The organism is Streptomyces sp. SID14436, from assembly GCF_010548465.1.
Taxonomy (GTDB): Bacteria; Actinomycetota; Actinomycetes; order Streptomycetales; family Streptomycetaceae; genus Streptomyces.
The window spans coordinates 1-18769 of sequence record NZ_JAAGMD010000653.1 but is presented as its reverse complement, the minus strand read 5'-3'; the positions used below and the strand labels follow the sequence as shown (position 1 = coordinate 18769).

Genomic DNA, 18769 nt, shown 5'->3' with positions numbered 1-18769 from the left:
CAGCGGACCGGCCGTCAGCGGACCGGCCGTCAACGCGCCGGCCGTCGACGGACACGCCGTCACGGCGACCGCCGCGCCCGTCGCCCGGCGCGCACCAGGACGCCCAGGCCGGCCAGGAGCAGCACCAGCCCGGCCAGGTTCCACGCCCAGTCGTACGGGGCGAGGTCGACGTCGTAGCGGATCTGGTGCACGCGCAGCACCTTGTGGTCGACGATGCCGTCGAAGAGCTGGAAACCGCCCAGGCCCAGGAGGAAGCCGCCCCAGCCGTGCACGGGCGACAGCGCCCGGCGGCGCCGCAGATCCGCGTACAGGACGAAACCCGCGACCAGCGCGAGCAGCTCCGCGGTGTGCAGCAGGCCGTCCGAGACGAGCCCCGCAGCGGGGGTGGAGCGGTCGTAGAAGTGGTGCCAGTGCAGGATCTGGTGGAAGACGATCTCGTCCACGGCCGCCATCACGGCCGCGCCGATCAGCGCGCACACGAGGACCGAGCGCCGGTGGTCGGCGCGCCCGGTGCCGTCCGCGCCCTCCCGAGGGGTCCGGGCCTTCACGTCGCGCGTCCGCCTTTCCGCGCGGGGAGCGGTCCCGCGCCGTCTGCTGACGGGAAGCGGGGGACCCGGGACCGCTCCCACGCCGTGGGCCCCGGTCCCGGGCCGTCCCGCGGATGCTCAGTCCTTCCCCATCGCCTTGCGGACGGCGTCCTTGGTGCGGTCCATCAGGGCCGCCACCGGACCCAGCGCCATGTTGGCCGCGCCCGACTCCACTCCGGGGTGCGGCCGGGTCGGCGCCATCGCCTCGGCCGCCTTGATCGCCTTGGCCATCGACGCCAGCCCGGCCGTGTCGCTGCTGCGCCGGATGTGCGTGAACTCGTACCGCTCCTCGGCCCGCGCGTGCTCCTGCACGTCCTTGCGCAGCTTCAGCAGCTGCGGCATGAACTTCGGGTCTTCGGTGTCCATCTCGTCGAGCGCCGACAGGGTCTCCTTGGCGGCCTTCTCCTCGGCGAGACGGTCCTTGACGACCTGCTCACCGCCGGGGAAACCCTTCCGGGCGAAGGGGTGCACGACCTCCTCCTCGGCCGTCTCGTGCACGGCCAGCAGCCGCACCAGACGGCGGAAGGCGTCCCGCCGCTCCTCGCCCTTCGCCGCCTCGACCTCGTCGAAGAGGTTGCGGATGTCGCCGTGCTGGCGCATCAGCAGCGCCACCACGTCGTCGTCGGCCGCGCGGTCGTCCCCGGCGTGCGGGGTGGAAAGCTCGGACATGGCGGACCCTCACTTCTCCCGCATCGCGGGATCGGGGTGCTCGCCCTCGGACTGCACGCGGTACTCGCGGCCGAACATCTCGTCGTGCTCGGTCATCACCCGGTCGCTGGGCGGTGCCTCGCCCCCGTGGATCTGCTCCTGCATCGCCTCGAACCGCTCGTGCGCCTCCCGCACGTATCCGGCGCCGAGCGTGGTCAGATCCATCTGGGTGTCCAGCAGCTCGCGGAGGTAGCCCTTGTTCGGCTCGAAGGTGAGCACGTTGGGCAGCTCCGGGGCGAGCACCGACGCCGGGTCCCGGCCGTCGTGCCGGCGCATCAGGTCGCACGCCAGGTGCAGGTGCTCCAGCTCCATGTTCAGGTGCAGCTCCCAGATCGCCTTGACCCGGGGGTCGCTCTCCTGCTCCATGAAGGAGTAGTACAGGTAGCACTCGTTGTACTCGTGGTTGACGAGCTGCTCCCACCACGTCTCACCCGGGTCCACCAGGGACTCGTAGTGCGTGACGTGCTCCTCCTCGATCAGCCCGATCTCCTGGTAGAGCTGACGGGCGATCGGCTCCATGTAGGTGGGGCCGGTGTTCATGTAGAAGTTCATCGTCTGCTGCTCCGCCGACATGATCGTCAGCGCGTGCAGCTTCGACAGCGGGTTCGTCTCGTCCTTCGCGTACGGGTCACGGACGTTGTCGTACGCGTCCCGGTGGTGGAACCGGGTGGGCCGGCCGGGCATGACCTCGGTCAGGTTGTCGACGATCGACTCCGCCTTGCGGTGCTCGATCATCTCGTACAGGTTCGCGTACCGGTACAGGTGGTCGAAGTCCTCCAGCACACCGAACTGGTACGCCTGCTTCAGGTACGGGTCCGGCTCCATCCGCGCGACCCACGCGGTGAGGTCCACGGCGACCTGCTCGTAGGCGATCGTCGTCTCCAGCACCGAAGACACCCCCGGCAGAAGCCAGTTGACGACCTTCTGCTGCTGCGCCTCGATGTAGCGGACCCGCGCCAGCTGCCGCTTCACCTCGGGGTCCACGGTGTTGCGGGACAGGTGGTGGCTGAACATGATCGCTTCCACCTCGATGCCGTTCATCGTGATGACGCGGCAACGGGTGTACGGGTCGCAGTGGTCCGGGTCGATCGGCTCCACGTTCAGCTCACGCCAGTTGCGTAGCTGGCGGTCCAGCGGGATGCCCCGCTGCTCCAGCGGATTGAAGGTCATGGGGGTGCCTCCTGAGGACGAGGGGGACTCGCGCGCCGCCGGAGTACCCCGTTTCGGGCGACGCGCACGATTGCGCACCACAATTCGTTCACCTTCGTCGCTTTCGAGCCACCGCTCACACCCATCGGTCACAGGGTTCGCCCGGGTGGACCAACGGGGGCGGAGCGGCTTCCGGACCGGAGGAAGCGCTTCCTTCTCGTGCCCGGCGCGCGTCCTTCTCGTGCGGGCGACCGCCGTCCCCGGGCGTCCGCGGTTGCGGGGCACCCGTGCTCCCGGTATGCCCCGCCCGCCCCTCCTCTTCCGGCCGCCGACCGTCCTCCACGCCCGGCCGGCAAAGCAGTTGCGCCCGTCGCCGCGGCCCGGGCAGGGTGCGGTGGTGACCGGGCCCGGGAACAGGGGACCGGGGACCCCATCCCCCCACCTGCAAGGAGTCGTCGTGAGCCCTGCCGCCACCCCGTCCGTCACGGAGATCGTCGTGGCGGACGAGGACGCCGGTCCCTACGGCATCACGTCCGGGCCGGACGGTGCCCTGTGGCTCACCCTCACCCACAGCGGCTGCATCGCGCGGCTCACCCTCGACGGCGGGATCAGCCGGTTCCCTCTCGACGCGCCGGGGTGCCGTCCCGCGGTCATCACCCCGGGCCCCGACGGCGCCCTGTGGTTCACGCGCTCCCGGGACCACCGGATCGGCCGCATCACCCCGCAGGGCGAGACCGCGTCCTTTCCCGTGCCGACGCCCGGCAGCGGACCCTTCGGCATCACCGCGGGACCGGACGACGCGCTGTGGTTCACGGAGATGAACACCGACCGGATCGGCCGCATCACCACCGACGGCGAGGTCACCGAGTATCCGCTGCCCGTCCGGGGCGCCTTTGCCTCGGTGATCGCCGCGGGTCCCGACGGGGCGCTGTGGTTCACCCTCAACCAGGCGAACGCGATCGGCCGCCTCACCACCGGCGGCGACTTCGGCCTGCACCCGCTGCCGACCCCGGGTGCCGCGCCCGTGGGGATCACCAGTGACGGCACCGCCCTGTGGTTTGTCGAGATCGCGGCGGGACGCATCGGCAGGATCTCGGTGGACGGCGAGATCACCGAGTACCCGCTCCCCGATCCCGGGGCCCGGCCGCACGCCGTCGTCGCGGCGTCAGCCGGGGAGTGCTGGTTCACCGAGTGGGGAGGCAACCGCGTGGGCCGCGTCACCGCCGACGGCGAGATCACCGGGTACGACCTGCCGACCCCGTCCAGCGAACCGCACGGCATCACGGTGGGCCCGGACGGTGCCCTCTGGGCGGCGCTCGAGACGGGCGGGGTGGCGCGGGTGGCGCCGTAGCCGGGGCGGGCCTGCCGCGAAGCGGCCGTCGGATCTTCCGCGAGGCTGCCGTCAGGTGCCGTTCCGAGGGCCCTGGTCCTCGTCCTGGTCGCCCTCGTCCGTGCCGTCGACGCCGTCGACGCGCAGCCTGATCTCCACATGGCCGTCGAGGACGCGGGTGTCGAAGGCGGGCTGGGGCGCGGTGGCGGGGCCGCGGACGTTCCAGCCGTCCGACAGGCGGAAGACACTGCCGTGCCAGGGGCAGCGGACGCACCCGTCGGCGACGGTGCCCTCGGACAGCGGGCCCGCCTGGTGACTGCACCGTTCGGCCAGGGCGTGGAACGTCCCGCCGGTCTCGCGCACCACCAGGACCGGCACGTCGTCGACGGCGCGCCGCACGGGCATGCCGGCGGGGAACTCGTCCACGGTGCCGACCCGGTGCCAGCCCGCGCGGACGACGTGCGGCACCTCCTCGGCGTGGTTCGCGCCGGACGCCTGACGGTAGGCCAGGTGGCCGCCCAGCATGCCGCCCACGCCGACCGCCGTCAGGCCGAGGAAGCCGTACGCGCGGCCCGCGACGGACCGGCCGCGGACGCGGGACACGAGCGAGGCGCCGTACAGTCCCACGGCCGCCGCGTTCGCCACGGCGTGCACCAGCCCCACCCGGGTCTGCTGCCGGCGCAGCTCCGCCCAGTCGACCGCGCCGGCCAGCGCGGCGGGTCCGGCCGCCGCCAGACCGACGCCGACGAGGACACCGGCCTCCCTGGACCGGCCGGGCCACAGGTCGAGCACGGCCGCCGACATCCAGCTGCCGACCGGCACCTGCACCATCAACGGATGCAGGGGATGACCCAGCCACCGGCCGTGCAGCGCGTCCCGTGCGCGGCCCAGCGGAAGGGCGCGCACCGCTCCGGTGAGCGCGTCGATCGCCGCGTCCGCCCTGGAGTCGCGTTCCAGGGCGTCGAGCAGCCACAGCATCCGGTTCTGGCCCATACGGCGGCGGCCTGGCTTCTTGCTCATGGGCGCTGAGTCCCCCGGTGAGGCGCAAGACAAACAGCGGCCCCCGGAGCCTCAGCCGGGCAGCCGCCGCCGGAGCTGCGCCGGGCCCCGCCCACGTCCCGACGCGTCAGCCGCGCAGGTCGAGCATGGCGGCCATCGCCGCCACCACGGACGGGGCGATCCGGTAGTAGACCCAGGTGCCGCGGCGTTCGGAGGTCAGCAGTCCGGCCTCGCGGAGCTTCTTCAGGTGGTGGGAGACGGTCGGCTGCGAGACCCCGACGTCCGCGATGTCGCACACGCACGCCTCCCCGCCCGGATGCGAGGCGATGTTCGCGAACAGGCGCAGACGCACCGGGTCCGACAGCGCCTTGAACATGGCGGCCATCTTCTCCGCGTCCGCCTGCGACAGCTCTCCGGAGGTGATCGGCGGACAGCACGGCACGCCGGCACCACCCTGCGGGACAGGGAGTACCCCGACCTCTGATTTCGACATACGTCTATGTTGACACTCATCGATGCGGGTGCCAAGCTCCGAGGTGCGAAGACATCGACAGGTATCGAAATAAAGCCCTTCCCTGTAGAGCCCGTCCCGTCGAGGAGACCGACCGTCATGAGCACCCAGCAGCTCCCCGTTGTCGTCATCGGAGCCGGCCCCGTCGGGCTGGCGGCCGCCGCCCACCTCGTCGGACGCGGCATCGAGCCCCTCGTCCTGGAAACGGGGGACCGGGCCGGCGCGGCCGTGCGCGAGTGGAGCCACGTGCGCCTGTTCTCCCCCTGGGGCGAGGTCGTCGACCCCGCCGCCGAGAAGCTCCTCGCCCCCGCGGGCTGGACCCGCCCCGACCCGGCGGCGTATCCGACCGGAGGGGAGTGGGCCGAGCGGTACCTGCGGCCCCTCGCCGACGCCCTCGGTGACCGGGTCCGCACCGGGGCCACCGTCACCGGCGTCTCCCGGGCCGGACGCGACCGGATCGTCGACGCCGACCGGGAGCAGCAGCCGTTCGCCGTGCACGTCGAGTACGCCGACGGCCGGGAGGAGCGCCTCCTCGCCCGCGCCGTGATCGACGCCTCCGGTACGTGGGCCACGGCAGGCCCGGCCGGCGGCAGCGGCCTGCCCGCGCTCGGCGAGAAGGCGGCGGCCGACCGGATCACCTACCGCGTGCCGGACCTGCGGGATCCGGCCGTCCGCGCACGGTACGCGGGTAAGCGCACGGCCGTGATCGGCTCGGGCGCCTCCGCCTTCACCGCGCTCGCCCACCTCGCCGAGCTGGCCGAGTCCGGGGACGGCACGGGCACACGCGCGGTGTGGATCCTGCGCCGCGGCATCTCCGGCGCCACCTTCGGCGGCGGCACCGCCGACCAGCTCCCCGCCCGCGGCGCCCTCGGCCTGGCCGCGAAGGCCGCCGTCGACCAGGGGCACGCCGACGCGGTCACCGGCTTCCGCACCGAGGCGTTCGAACGCGCCGCCGACGGCCGCATCGTCCTGGTGGCCGAGGACGGCCGCCGCCTCGACCCGGTGGACGAGGTGATCGTGCTGACCGGCTTCCGCCCCGACCTGTCCTTCCTGGACGAACTGCGCCTGCACCTGGACGAGCGTCTGAAGGCCCCGGCCGCCCTGGCCCCGCTGATCGACCCGAACCAGCACTCCTGCGGCACCGTCCCCCCGCACGGCCACCGCGAGCTCTCCCACCCCGAACAGGGCGTCTACCTGGTGGGCATGAAGTCCTACGGCCGCGCCCCCACGTTCCTGGCCATGACCGGGTACGAGCAGGTCCGCTCCGTCGCCGCCGCGATCGCCGGAGACCTCGACTCCGCCGACCGCGTGGACCTCACGCTCCCGGAGACCGGAGTCTGCGGCGGCTCGGGCCTGTTCGACACCCCCGACGCCCCGCAGGCCGACGGCGGCGGCTGCTGCGCGGCTCCGGAACCCCACCTCCTGCCGCTCGTCGCCCCCGCGGCGGCGGACACGCCCACCGAGGACGCACCGGCGGGCGGCTGCTGCGGCTCGTGACGGACAGCGTGTCGAGTGGCAGGTCGCCCTATGCCCTGGCAAACGCCACAGGCGGCGCCACTTCACCGCCGGGCGTGATAACAAGTGGATCATGAGCAACGTCTTCTTCGACATCGAGATCAACGGCGAACCAGCCGGCCGCATCGTCTTCAACCTCTTCGACGACGTCGTCCCGAAAACCGCCCGGAACTTCCGCGAGCTGGCCACCGGCCAGCACGGCTTCGGTTACGCCGGCTCGCCCTTCCACCGCGTGATCCCGCAGTTCATGTTGCAGGGCGGTGACTTCACCAGGGGCGACGGCACCGGCGGCAAGAGCATCTACGGCGAGAAGTTCGAGGACGAGAACTTCACCCTCAAGCACACCCGTCCGTACCTGCTGTCGATGGCGAACGCGGGCCCGAACACCAACGGTTCGCAGTTCTTCATCACCACCGTCATCACCTCGTGGCTGGACGGCAAGCACGTCGTCTTCGGCGAGGTCGTCGAAGGCAAGGACCTCGTCGACAAGATCGAAAGCCTCGGCAGCCAGTCGGGCCGCACCAGCAAGACGATCAAGATCGCGAAGTCCGGCGTCGTCGAGAGCTGAGCCACCCGCCCACGCTCCCTCAGCGGGGCCTCGTTCGTGCACGTCGAGGCGCCGGCGTCCTCGTCGCGACCGCCTGAGCCGAGCGGGCCGGGCTCAGCAGTCGTAGCGGTGGGTGTACGGGGTCTCCGGGCAGATGCGGCAGACGAAGAAGTACATGCCGCCCAGGTCGCCTAGGCACATGCCGTGCCCGAACGCGTCGAGGGCGCCGGGATCCGCCTCGGCCCGCCAGGGCGGGGTCGTGTCCTCGTCATGGCGGGGGTCCCGGTCGTCCAGGGGGAGCCAACGGCCCCTGCCGGGCTCGGTCGCGGTGACGCTGAGCAGGTGTTCCATGCGGGTGCCGCAGCCCGCGCAGTCGGGCCAGTCGGGCGGCTGGGTCCAGCCCGGGTAGCCGCCGACCTTGCTCTGCTGCGTGGTGGCCACCTCGAAGTAGTCGTAGCCCTGTTCCTCCTTCAGGACCTCGAACCGCTCGTCGAGCAGTTCGCCGAGCTCTTCCGACAGGTCCTGGTTCGGGTACTCCACGGCCGGTGTGGGGGACACCGTGCAGGGACGCGGCAGGTAGTCCTCCTCCGCGGTGTGCGGGCGAGGGGGTGCGCCGGCAGCCGTACCGGCGGCTGTCAGCGCCGAGTTGCGCCAGTAGAGCCGGGGGTTGGCCGCGTACTGGTCGTCCTCGTGAACGAGCGGACACCACAGGATCTGCAACAGGTCGGTGCCGGCGGGGAAGACGAGGCCGGGCACGTTCCGTGCGTACAGCTGGACCACCGGGACCATCGCGACCGGCTCCGGCCCGACGGGGGCGCTGAGCGGCTTGTAGTGGTCCGGTTCGGCGCACATCGGCCAGGGTTCGTCGGCCGGCCACAGCAGCGGCCCGCCGATGGAGCTGTCGTCCAGGCCCGGTTGCCCGGCCCGGGGGTAGAGAAGGGTGACCTCGCGGACCGTACCGGTCAGCTCCGGAAAGGCCGCCTCGACCTCGAAGGGGATGGGCGCCAACGGCCGCGGACCGGTCCGCCGGGCTCGAGCACTGTCCTGCTGTGCGTGCCCTGACGGCATGAGGCCCCCTGCTCCTGGTGGTCGGACGCCGCCGACCATAGCCCTCACCGCCGACGCGAGGACCGAGGACGGCTTCACATGACGAGGGCGGGGCCCGGAAGCCCCGCCCGCGCGACATGCGTGGAGCCCCGGGTCAGGGCCACACCAGGCAGTACGGCTGATGCCCTGCCTCGTGCAGACGGTGGCTGAAGTCCTGCCACTCGTGCAGGAGTTGGTAGACGTTGAAGGCGTCCCGGGGGCCGCCGCGGTCCGGGACCGTGGACCATATGAAGGCTGCCGCGCCGACGGCCTCCTCGCCTATGCCGCGCAGCGGGTCCACGACCGTCATCGGGAGCTTCACGACCGCGTAGTCGGGGTGCAGGACGACCAGTTCCAGGGGCGGGACCTTGTGCAGGGGGACGCCCTCTATGCCGGTGAGCACCATGGCGGCCATGGTCTCCGGCTTGATCTTGGTGAACATGCCGCCCATGCCGAGCTCGTCGCCGCCGAGTTCCTCGGGGCGCATCGAGATCGGGACGCGGGCCGCGGTGGCGCCGTCGGGCGCGCCGAAGTACTTGTACGTCACCCCCACCCGACCACCATTTCTGCTCCCCGCCCCCGGCCGGTCGAGGCGCTGCTGCTCGATCCGGTCCGGCTCGTTCGGTACCCCGTGGGCCTGACGTGCCGCTTCCGCGTCTTCCGCCTCGCGCCGGTGCCTTCCCCGCCTGGCTCGACGAGGACCCAGGTCGTCGGTCCCCTCGCCCAGTCCGCCACCGCGATGCATATCTCCACCCGACTGCTTTTCTAGGACGCGTGGCCCCCGCCGCGCAACCCGATCATCGTGTCAGTGACCTCCCCCACGGCCGCGCGCCGAAACGTGCGGTGAAACATACGTCCGCGGGATCTTGGCAGCCTCCGGCCGTCCGGGCCGTGCGAGCTGTGTGTATCAGAGGACAGTTTCGCAGATCACAGCGGATCCCGGGCCGGATGCCGCAGGGAGGGGCCGGGCGGGACGGGCTCACCGGGGTGCCGGCGGTCCTGGCCTACCCTGAACACGTCACTCGCACCCGGAGTCCGGTTCGTCGGAGAAGGTCGGAGAAGTCGCAGGTCATGAGCGCACTGCCATATTCATACGAAGCCCCCGCCTCGCAGGCGCTGTTCGATCGTGCCGCGGCCGTCACTCCCGGTGGCGTCAACTCACCGGTGCGTGCCTTCCGCGCCGTCGGCGGCACCCCCCGGTTCATGGTGTCCGGCAACGGCCCGTACCTCACCGACGCCGACGGGCGGGAGTACGTCGACCTGGTGTGCTCCTGGGGGCCGATGATCCTCGGGCACGCGCACCCCGAGGTGATCGCCGCCGTGCAGGACGCCGTCGCGCGCGGCACGTCCTTCGGCACCCCCGGTGAGGGCGAGGTGGCGCTCGCCGAGGAGATGACCGCCCGGATCGAGCCGCTGGAGCAGGTCCGGCTGGTGTCCAGCGGGACCGAGGCCACCATGTCGGCGATCCGGCTCGCCCGCGGCTTCACGCAGCGCACCAAGGTGATCAAGTTCGCCGGCTGCTACCACGGTCACGTCGACTCGCTGCTCGCCTCCGCCGGGTCGGGCGTCGCCACCTTCGCGCTGCCCGACACCCCCGGTGTCACCGGCGCCCAGGCGGGCGACACGATCGTGCTGCCGTACAACGACCTGGAGGCCGTGCACGCGGCCTTCGCCGCGCACCCCGGTGAGATCGCCTGCGTGATCACCGAGGCGTCCCCGGGCAACATGGGCGTCGTGCCGCCGCTGCCTGGGTTCAACCAGGGGCTGAAGGACGCCTGCGCCGCCAACGGCGCGCTGTTCATCTCCGACGAGGTGATGACCGGCTTCCGCACCAGCCGCGCCGGATGGTTCGGGATCGACGGGGTGCGGCCCGACCTGATGACCTTCGGCAAGGTCATGGGCGGCGGCTTCCCGGCCGCGGCCTTCGGCGGACGCGCCGACGTCATGGCGCACCTCGCGCCCGCCGGGCCGGTCTACCAGGCCGGCACCCTCTCCGGGAACCCCGTCGCCACCGCCGCCGGGCTCGCCCAGCTGCGGCTGCTCGACGACGACGCGTACCGGAAGGTCGACGCGGTGTCGGCGCAGATCCAGGCGCTGGTCGCCGAGGCGCTGACCAAGGAGGGCGTCGCGCACACGCTGCAGAGCGCGTCCAACATGTTCTCCGTCTTCTTCACCGACCGCCCGGTGCGCGACTACGAGGACGCCAAGGCGCAGGAGTCCTTCCGCTTCACCGCGTTCTTCCACTCGCTGCTCGCCGACGGGGTCTACCTGCCGCCGTCGTCCTTCGAGTCCTGGTTCGTGTCCACCGCGCACGACGAGCGGGCCGTCCAGCGGATCGCCGACGCCCTGCCGGCGGCGGCCCGCGCGGCGGCGGAGGCGACCGCGTGAGCACGGGGGAGGGGTCCGTGAAGAAGAACGACGACATCACCGTCGTCCACCTGATGCGGCACGGCGAGGTGGAGAACCCGGAGGGCATCCTCTACGGCCGGCTGCCCGGCTACCACCTGTCCGAACTGGGCCGGCGGATGGCCGACCGGGTCGCCGAGCACCTCGCCGGCCGGGACATCACCCACGTCGGCGCCTCGCCGCTGGAGCGGGCGCAGGAGACGGCCGAGCCGATCGCCAAGTCGCACGGCCTGGACATCGCCACCGACGAGCGGCTCATCGAGGCGGGCAACGTCTTCCAGGGCAAGACCTTCGGCGTCGGGGACGGGGCGCTGCGCCGGCCGGGCAACTGGCGGCACGTCGTCAACCCGTTCAAGCCGTCGTGGGGGGAGCCCTACGTCGAGCAGGTGGTCCGGATGAAGGGCGCGCTGGACGCGGCCCGGGACGCGGCGCGCGGCCACGAGGCGGTGCTGGTCAGCCATCAGCTGCCGATCTGGATCGTGCGGTCCTTCGTCGAGCGCCGGCGGCTGTGGCACGACCCGCGCCGGCGGGAGTGCACGCTGGCCTCGCTGACCACGTTCACCTACCAGGGCGACCGGATCGTCTCGGTCGGCTACAGCGAGCCGGCCCGCGACCTCGTGCCCGCCCATCTGCTCGCCGGTGCCAAGCCGGTGAAGGGCAAGGGCAAGGCGTTCGGCGCCTGAGCCGTCGCACGGCAGCAGGCAGCAGGCAGCAGGCAGCAGGCAGCAGGTCGTGCGGCCCGTTCGCCGTCGGTCCGCCCGCGGTCCCCGCAGCCGGGGGCCGCGGGCGTCCGCGTTCCCCCTCCGTGGCAGCTCGGCGGTGTCCGCCGTGAACGTCCGGGCGGTGTCGCGCGTACGGGACGGTGCGGGAGCCGTGCCGCGCTCCCGTGGCCGGTCCGCGGTGTTCGTTGCGAAATCTCCGCATTTGGCGGGGAACCTGCCCGCCCCCGGGGTCCTCTGACTGAGTGAACACCTTCACGCGTGACGATCGGGGATGCCATGCGCAGTCTCACCCGCAGGGGAATGCTCGGGCTCGGTGCCGGCGCCGCGGCCGCCGTCTCGCTGGCCGGCTGCGGCGGCCTCACGGGATCGGACGGCCCGGACCGGGCCGGCGGTTCCCGCGGCGGCCGTTCCGGCACGCCGGATCCCAAGCCGAGCAGGACCGTCCGGCCGATCGGTGACGGCTCCACCTCCTTCACCGGCAAGCAGCCCCACCAGCCCGACAAGCCGGTGCCGCTGGAGCCGGGCCAGACCCCGCCGCAGTTCGTCGTCTTCTCCTGGGACGGGGCCGGTGAGGTCGGCAACGGGCTGTTCCCGCGCTTCCTGGACCTCGCCAAGGAGCACGGCGCGCACATGACCTTCTTCCTCTCGGGGCTGTATCTGCTCCCGGAGTCGAAGAAGCGCCTGTACGACCCGCCGAACAACCCGCGCGGCGCCTCGGACATCGGCTACCTGACCGACGACCACGTCAAGGACACGCTGAAGAACGTCCGCCGGGCCTGGCTCGAAGGGCACGAGATCGGCACCCACTTCAACGGTCACTTCTGCGCCGGTTCCGGCAGCGTCGCCAACTGGACGCCGAAGCAGTGGCGCAGCGAGATCGAGCAGGCGAAGTCGTTCGTGAAGCAGTGGCGGACCCACACCGGCTGGACCGACCTGGAGTCCCTGCCCTTCGACTACGACAAGGAACTCGTCGGCGGCCGGACGCCCTGTCTGCTCGGCCAGGACAACCTGCTGCCCACCGCCCGTGAGCTGGGCTGGCGCTACGATGCGTCGTCGCCGGGGGGACGGCAGGTCTGGCCCACGAAGAAAAAGGGCATATGGGACCTTCCGCTCCAGCAGATACCTTTCCCCGGACGCTCTTTCGAGGTCCTGTCGATGGACTACAACATGCTCGCCAACCAGTCCCTCAACACGACCAAGGCGCCGGCCCACAACTACCCGGGCTGGCGTGAACAGGCCGCCGGAGCCTACATATCGGGCTTCAAGCGGGCATACGAGTCGAATCGGGCGCCGTTCTTCGTCGGCAACCACTTCGAGCAGTGGAACGGCGGCATCTACATGGACGCCGTGGAGAAGGCCCTCAAGCACATCGCCCGGGAGAAGGAGAAGGGCGGCGACGTGAGGCTCGTCTCCTTCCGCCAGTTCACCGACTGGCTGGACGTGCAGAAGCCCGAGGTGCTGGAGCGGTTGCGTACCCTGGACGTCGGCCAGGAACCCGCCGGAGGCTGGAACGACTTCCTCAAGGGCGGTGCGGGCAGCTCCGCGACCGGGGGCCCGGACGCCTCCTGACGAGGCCGGGATGCCCACCAGGGGGGTGGGCAAGATCCCCAGAACGGGCATGCGAAACTTTTCACATGAGTGCCGCCAGTCGCGCCCCCCAGCGTTCGAACCGCACCACCCGGGTCCGTCGCCGCGCCGTCTTCACCGCCGGTGCTGCCGCGGCCGCTCTGCTCATCTCCGCCTGCGGCTCCGGCGGCACGTCCGGCGGGGGCGGCGACACCAACTTCGTCACCGGTTCCGACGGCATCGCCACCGCCCCCAAGGGCGAGCGGGCGACCGCGCCCGAGCTGTCCGGCAAGACCCTCGACGGCAAGCAGCTCGACGTCGCCGACCACCGGGGCAAGGTCGTGGTCCTCAACGTCTGGGGCTCCTGGTGCAACCCCTGCCGCGCCGAGGCCAAGTACTTCGCCAAGGTCTCGCGGGAGTACGCCGACAAGGGCGTGCAGTTCGTCGGCATCAACACCCGGGACACCAGCACCGGCCCCGCGCTCGCCTTCGAGAAGGACTTCGACGTCCCCTACCCGAGCCTGTACGACCCCACGGGCAAGCTGCTGCTCCGCTTCGACAAGGGCACGCTCAACCCGCAGGCCATCCCGTCCACGCTCATCCTGGACCGGGACGGAGGCATCGCCGCCCGGTCGCTGTCCCCGCTCAGCGAGGAGCGGCTGCTGAAGATGCTCGAGCCGGTCGTCGCGGAGAAGTGACGTGACGGCCCTGCACACGCTCGCCGCCGGCGTGGACCCGAACACCACCGTGCTCAACGGCGCGCTGCTGGTGGCGTTGCCCATCGCCCTGCTCGCGGGCCTGGTGTCCTTCTTCTCGCCCTGCGTGCTCCCCCTCGTCCCCGGCTACCTCTCCTACGTCACCGGCGCCTCCGGCACCGACCTGGGCGAGGCCCGGCGCGGCCGGATGGTCGCCGGTGCCTCCCTGTTCGTCCTCGGGTTCACCGCCGTGTTCGTCTCCGGCGGGGCCTTCTTCGGGTACTTCGGGTACACGCTCCAGGAGCAGAAGGGCGTCCTCACCAAGGTCCTCGGCGTCCTCATGATCCTCATGGGCGCCTTCTTCATGGGCCTAATGCCCTGGATCACCCAGCGGGAGTTCCGTCTCACCAAGCGCCCCGCGACCGGACTCGTCGGAGCGCCCGTCCTGGGCGCGCTGTTCGGGATCGGCTGGGCCCCCTGCACCGGTCCCGCCCTCGCGTCCGTCCTGACCCTGTCGGCCCAGCAGGAGAGCGCCGGACGCGGCGCCCTACTGACCGTCGCGTACTGTCTGGGACTGGGCGTGCCGTTCGTCCTCACCGCGATCGCCTTCCGCAAGGCGCTCGGTGCGTTCGCCTGGATCAAGCGGCACTACGTGTGGGTCATGCGCATCGGCGGCACCATGATGATCCTGACCGGCGTGCTGCTGCTGACCGGCGTGTGGGACAGCCTGGTGGCGGAGATGCAGACCTGGTCCAACGGCTTCACGGTGGGGATCTGACCGATGAGCGACACCACGACCGACACCACCGCGAAGGCCGGTGACGAGCAGGGGATCGGCGCCGCCGGCTCCCAGCTGTCCACCGCCCCCCGCGAGGAACAGCCCAACCTGCCCTCCCTGGGCGTCATCGGCTGGGCCCGCTGGTTCTGGCGGCAGCTCACCTCCATGCGGGTCGCGCTGCTGCTGCTCCTGCTGCTGTCGCTCGCCGCGATCCCCGGCTCGCTCATCCCGCAGACCGGCATCGACGAGACCCGGGTCGCCGACTTCCGCGAGCAGCACGAGGTGCTGGCGCCGGTCTACGACAAGCTGGGCCTGTTCAACGTCTACAGCTCGGTGTGGTTCTCCGCGATCTACATCCTGCTGTTCGTCTCCCTCATCGGCTGCATCGTGCCCCGCACCTGGCAGTTCGTGGGCCAGCTGCGTGGCCGCCCGCCGCGCGCGCCCCGGCGGCTGGACCGGCTGCCCGCGCACACCACCTGGCGCACCGCGACCGAGCCCGAGGAGGTCCGCGAGGCCGCCCTGGCCCTGCTGAAGAAGCGCCGCTTCCGCGCCGTCCTCGCCGGTGACGCGGTCGCCGCCGAGAAGGGCTATCTGCGCGAGGTCGGCAACCTGGCCTTCCACATCGCGCTCATCGTGATGCTGATCGCGTTCGCCTGGGGCCAGCTGTTCAAGTCCGAGGGCAACAAGCTGATCGTCGAGGGCGACGGCTTCTCCAACACGCTCCCGCAGTACGACGACTTCAAGTCCGGCAACCTCTTCGACGTCGGCGACCTGGAGCCGTTCAGCTTCACCGTGAAGGACTTCCGGGGCACGTACGAGCGCAGCGGCCCCAACAAGGGCACCCCGCGCACCTACGAGGCCGAGCTCACCTACAGCGAGGGCGCCTACGGCGAGGAGAAGAAGACCACCGTCAAGGTCAACAAGCCGCTGGAGATCGGCGACGCCAAGGTCTACCTCGTCAGCCACGGCTACGCCCCCGTGGTGACCGTCCGCGACGGCAACGGCGAGGTCGTGTACCGCAACGCCGTACCGCTGCTGCCGCTGGACGGCAACGTCACCTCCTCCGGCGTCATCAAGGTCCTCGACGGCTACCGCAACCCCGAGGGCGAGAAGGAACAGCTCGGCTTCAACGCCTTCTTCGTGCCCACCTTCGGCGGCTCGGCCAGCGGCACGATGCTGTCCCAGTTCCCCGCGCTGGACTATCCGGTGCTCGCGCTGTCCGCGTACCACGGCGACCTGAAGGCCGACTCGGGCATCCCGCAGAGCGTGTACCAGATGGACAAGACGAAGATGGAGGAGTTCAAGGACGCCGACGGCGAGCTGTTCAAGCAGATGCTGACGCCCGGCGAGACCATGACCCTCCCCGACGGCGCCGGCTCGGTCACCTTCGAGAAGGACGTCAAGGAGTGGGCCGGCTTCCAGATCGTCCAGGAGCCGGGCGGCGGCTGGGCCCTGGGCGGTGCCGTCGTCGCCATCGGCGGCCTCGCCGGCTCCCTGTTCATCCAGCGCCGCCGCGTGTGGGTGCGCGCGGTGAAGGGCGCCGACGGCGTCACCGTCGTCGAGATGGGCGGCCTCGGCCGCAGCGAGTCCGCCAAGGTGCCCGAGGAACTCGGCGACCTCGCGGAGATCCTCTACGACCGGGCCCCCGGCGCCCCCGGGCCGGACGGCCCGCACGATCCGGACGACCCGACCGAAGCATCCGCGGCCGCCGCGGATCCCCCCGCCTCCGACTCCGCTACCGAGTCCGACGTCGAACCTGCCGAAGGGGCTGAGAAGCAGTGACTCTCGCCGCCGCAACCGACCTGGCCGGTGCCGCCACCCAGCTGGCCGCCGCGACCAACGAGAGCCTCGCCGAGATGAGCAACGTGCTCATCTACTCGGCGATGGCGGTCTACACCCTGGCCTTCTTCGCGTACATCGCCGAGTGGATCTTCGGCAGTCGCAGCAAGGTCGCCCGCACCGCCGCCGCGCTCACCCCGAAGGCGCAGGAGGCCGAGGGCGGCCCCGCCGTCACCGTGCGGCAGGGCGGCGGCACCGCCGTCCTGGAGCGGCCGAAGGTCGCCGTCCGCGCCACGGCCGGGACGCGCGACGTGCCCGACGGGCCCGGTGCCCACGGCGGTGACGAGCAGGGCGACCTCTACGGCCGGATCGCCGTCTCCCTCACCGTGCTCGCGTTCCTCCTCGCGCTCGGCGGCGTGGTCACCCGCGCGCTGTCCGTGGAGCGGGCGCCGTGGGGCAACATGTACGAGTTCAACATCACGTTCTCCACCACCGCGGTCGGCGTCTACCTCGCGCTGCTCGCGCTGAAGAAGAACGTGCGCTGGATCGGCCTGTTCCTGACCACCGCCGTCCTGCTCGACCTCGGGCTCGCCGTCACCGTCCTCTACACCGAGAGCGACCAGCTGGTCCCGGCGCTCCACTCGTACTGGCTGTACATCCACGTCTCCACGGCGATCCTGTGCGGCGCGGTCTTCTACGTCGGCGCCATGGGCACGATCATGTACCTGTTCAAGGACTCGTACGAGAACAAGCTGGTGAACGGCGGCAAGCCGGGCGCCTTCGCGACCTCTGTGATGGAACGGCTGCCCGCCGCCTCCTCGCTGGACAAGTTCGCCTACCGCGTCAACGCGGCCGTGTTCCCGCTGTGGACGTTCACGATCATCGCGGGCGCCATCTGGGCCGGCGACGCCTGGGGCCGCTACTGGGGCTGGGACCCCAAGGAGACCTGGTCCTTCATCACCTGGGTCGCCTACGCCGGCTACCTGCACGCCCGCGCCACCGCCGGCTGGAAGGGCCGCAAGGCCGCCTACCTGGCCCTGGCCGCCTTCGCCTGCTGGCTGTTCAACTACTACGGCGTGAACATCTTCGTCTCCGGCAAGCACTCCTACGCCGACGTCGGCCTGGGCGCGCTGGCGGCCGTCGGATTCTGACCCCCGGCCGATCCCCTGCCCCCGGCGAAGGCCGGTCCGCCGTGACACCCGTCACCGCGGACCGGCCTTCGCCGTGACCGGCCGCGGTGACCCCTGTCGGGGCCGCCGGACCGCCTCGGTAGCCTGGCTCGATCATCGCCGCGCAGGCGGCAGTTGGGCCGGGTGAGAGGAACGTCATGGGTGCCGCACCAGCACTTGAGGAGCTGCGGGAGGTCTGCCAGCCGCAGGCCAAGCTGGCGAGCCGCAACGGCGAACACTGGGCCGGCCGCCTGTACATGCGGAAGATATCCCTGCACACGACCCGTCAGCTGGTGCGCACCCCGGTCACCCCGGACCAGCTGACCTGGACGATGGTCGTCTGCGGGGTCGCCGCGGGAGCCGCGCTGATGATCCCCGGCCTGACCGGTGCGATCCTCGCCGTCGTCCTCATGCAGCTGTTCCTGCTGTTCGACTGCGTGGACGGCGAAGTGGCCCGCTGGAAGGGCCAGAACAGTGCGGCCGGCATCTACGTCGACCGGCTCGGCGCCTACCTCGCCGACGCGGCGCTGCTGGCGGGCGCGGGCTACCGGGCCGCCGAGTCCGGCGTCGGCGGCTGGCTGTCCGTCGGCATCGCCACCGCCCTCGGGGTCGTGCTGCTGAAGGCGTCCACCGACCTGGTCGACGTGGCCCGCGCCCGCCGCGGCCTGGCCGTCGCCGACGACGAGTCGGCCCGCCCCCGCTCCCAGGGCGTCGCCACCGTCCGCCGCATCGCCGCCGCGTTCAAGATCCACCGGGTGACCAACGGCATCGAGGCGTCCCTGGTGCTCCTCGTCGCCGCCGTCGCCGACGCCGTCACCGGCGGCATCGAGCCGACCCGCTGGGCGCTGGCCGCCCTGGCCGTCATCACCTGGGTCATGGTCCCGGCCCACCTGCTGTCGATCCTGTCGTCCTCCCGCCTGCGCTGACCCCCGGCCCGCCGGGCACGGACGTCACCCGTGCCCGGCCCCACGGCCGTCCGGAGGCCGGGGGTGCGGCCGGGGCGGCGGGGCGGAGCCCACGAGTTCGGCCAGGAGGCCGTAGTAGGCCGCGGGCCGGGACGCGAGGCCGACGCGTGCGGCCAGCGCCGCCGGATCACCGTCCGCGCCCCTCAGCAGGTCGACCGACGCCTGCGCGAACCGCTCGGCGGTGCGCGCCCGTCCGGCCGCGTCCAGCAGGCCGCGCAGCTCCGCCACGGCCTCCGGGGCCCGCAGGCGCGCCTCGG

At 71.7% G+C, this 18769-nt stretch carries 18 protein-coding genes and 1 pseudogene; 11 read left to right on the top strand and 8 right to left on the bottom strand.

Going from position 1 to position 18769, the window contains the following annotated elements:
• Positions 1 to 59: 59 nt before the first annotated feature.
• From G3I53_RS23075 to G3I53_RS23065, 3 genes are all read right to left on the bottom strand, one after another.
• On the bottom strand, positions 60 to 548 hold the full coding sequence (locus tag G3I53_RS23075) for a DUF2243 domain-containing protein (protein ID WP_343240670.1): 489 nt from the start codon (positions 546 to 548) through the stop codon (positions 60 to 62).
• Between the two features lie 117 nt (positions 549 to 665).
• On the bottom strand, positions 666 to 1256 hold the full coding sequence (locus G3I53_RS23070; protein WP_164334070.1) for a hemerythrin domain-containing protein: 591 nt from the start codon (positions 1254 to 1256) through the stop codon (positions 666 to 668).
• A 9-nt stretch (positions 1257 to 1265) separates the two neighbouring features.
• A complete protein-coding gene (locus tag G3I53_RS23065; protein ID WP_164334071.1) occupies positions 1266 to 2465 on the bottom strand; it encodes a hypothetical protein in 1200 nt (399 codons plus the stop codon).
• A gap of 436 nt (positions 2466 to 2901) precedes the next feature.
• Between G3I53_RS23065 and G3I53_RS23060 the strand changes: the two genes are divergently transcribed.
• Positions 2902 to 3795 (top strand): virginiamycin B lyase, encoded by an 894-nt coding sequence (locus G3I53_RS23060; RefSeq protein WP_164334072.1) that lies wholly within the window; start codon positions 2902 to 2904, stop codon positions 3793 to 3795.
• A 51-nt stretch (positions 3796 to 3846) separates the two neighbouring features.
• Here the strand turns inward: G3I53_RS23060 and G3I53_RS23055 are convergent, their stop codons facing one another.
• On the bottom strand, positions 3847 to 4794 hold the full coding sequence (locus G3I53_RS23055; RefSeq protein WP_239064057.1) for a Rieske (2Fe-2S) protein: 948 nt from the start codon (positions 4792 to 4794) through the stop codon (positions 3847 to 3849).
• Between the two features lie 106 nt (positions 4795 to 4900).
• Positions 4901 to 5266 (bottom strand): metalloregulator ArsR/SmtB family transcription factor, encoded by a 366-nt coding sequence (locus tag G3I53_RS23050; RefSeq protein ID WP_164333120.1) that lies wholly within the window; start codon positions 5264 to 5266, stop codon positions 4901 to 4903.
• Positions 5267 to 5383: 117 nt separating this feature from the next.
• Between G3I53_RS23050 and G3I53_RS23045 the strand changes: the two genes are divergently transcribed.
• Both G3I53_RS23045 and G3I53_RS23040 read left to right on the top strand, forming a co-directional pair.
• On the top strand, positions 5384 to 6781 hold the full coding sequence (locus G3I53_RS23045; RefSeq protein ID WP_164333121.1) for an NAD(P)-binding domain-containing protein: 1398 nt from the start codon (positions 5384 to 5386) through the stop codon (positions 6779 to 6781).
• A 91-nt stretch (positions 6782 to 6872) separates the two neighbouring features.
• Positions 6873 to 7367, top strand: a complete 495-nt coding sequence (locus G3I53_RS23040) for a peptidylprolyl isomerase (RefSeq protein WP_031103123.1) — start codon at positions 6873 to 6875, stop codon at positions 7365 to 7367.
• Positions 7368 to 7460: 93 nt separating this feature from the next.
• On the opposite strand, the gene G3I53_RS23035 is transcribed toward G3I53_RS23040, so the two are convergent.
• Together G3I53_RS23035 and G3I53_RS23030 are read right to left on the bottom strand one after the other, a co-directional pair.
• Positions 7461 to 8354: a hypothetical protein gene (locus tag G3I53_RS23035; RefSeq protein WP_239064056.1), complete on the bottom strand. Its 894-nt coding sequence runs from the start codon at positions 8352 to 8354 to the stop codon at positions 7461 to 7463.
• Between the two features lie 193 nt (positions 8355 to 8547).
• Positions 8548 to 9177: a hypothetical protein gene (locus G3I53_RS23030; RefSeq protein WP_203591597.1), complete on the bottom strand. Its 630-nt coding sequence runs from the start codon at positions 9175 to 9177 to the stop codon at positions 8548 to 8550.
• A gap of 326 nt (positions 9178 to 9503) precedes the next feature.
• On the opposite strand from G3I53_RS23030, the gene hemL reads away from it, so the two are divergent.
• The 8 genes from hemL to G3I53_RS22990 all read left to right on the top strand — a co-directional run bounded on the left by hemL (position 9504) and on the right by G3I53_RS22990 (position 18473).
• Positions 9504 to 10820 (top strand): glutamate-1-semialdehyde 2,1-aminomutase, encoded by a 1317-nt coding sequence (gene hemL, locus G3I53_RS23025; protein ID WP_164333122.1) that lies wholly within the window; start codon positions 9504 to 9506, stop codon positions 10818 to 10820.
• 53 nt (positions 10821 to 10873) lie between these two features.
• A complete protein-coding gene (locus G3I53_RS23020; protein ID WP_164333130.1) occupies positions 10874 to 11521 on the top strand; it encodes a histidine phosphatase family protein in 648 nt (215 codons plus the stop codon).
• A 339-nt stretch (positions 11522 to 11860) separates the two neighbouring features.
• On the top strand, positions 11861 to 13129 hold the full coding sequence (locus tag G3I53_RS23015; protein WP_164333131.1) for a polysaccharide deacetylase family protein: 1269 nt from the start codon (positions 11861 to 11863) through the stop codon (positions 13127 to 13129).
• Positions 13130 to 13194: 65 nt separating this feature from the next.
• Entirely contained in the window at positions 13195 to 13824 is a 630-nt protein-coding gene (locus G3I53_RS23010) for a TlpA disulfide reductase family protein (RefSeq protein WP_164333123.1), read from the top strand.
• 1 nt (position 13825) lies between these two features.
• Positions 13826 to 14599 carry a cytochrome c biogenesis protein CcdA gene (locus G3I53_RS23005; RefSeq protein ID WP_164333124.1) on the top strand — a complete coding sequence of 258 codons (774 nt, stop codon included), beginning with the start codon at positions 13826 to 13828 and terminating at the stop codon, positions 14597 to 14599.
• 3 nt (positions 14600 to 14602) lie between these two features.
• Entirely contained in the window at positions 14603 to 16381 is a 1779-nt protein-coding gene (locus G3I53_RS23000) for a cytochrome c biogenesis protein ResB (RefSeq protein WP_164333125.1), read from the top strand.
• A gap of 74 nt (positions 16382 to 16455) precedes the next feature.
• Entirely contained in the window at positions 16456 to 17529 is a 1074-nt protein-coding gene (ccsB, locus tag G3I53_RS22995) for a c-type cytochrome biogenesis protein CcsB (protein ID WP_203591600.1), read from the top strand.
• Between the two features lie 176 nt (positions 17530 to 17705).
• Positions 17706 to 18473 carry a CDP-alcohol phosphatidyltransferase family protein gene (locus G3I53_RS22990; RefSeq protein WP_164333127.1) on the top strand — a complete coding sequence of 256 codons (768 nt, stop codon included), beginning with the start codon at positions 17706 to 17708 and terminating at the stop codon, positions 18471 to 18473.
• A 24-nt stretch (positions 18474 to 18497) separates the two neighbouring features.
• Here the strand turns inward: G3I53_RS22990 and G3I53_RS22985 are convergent.
• Positions 18498 to 18769, bottom strand: a pseudogene (locus G3I53_RS22985) (hypothetical protein); the annotation flags it as partial.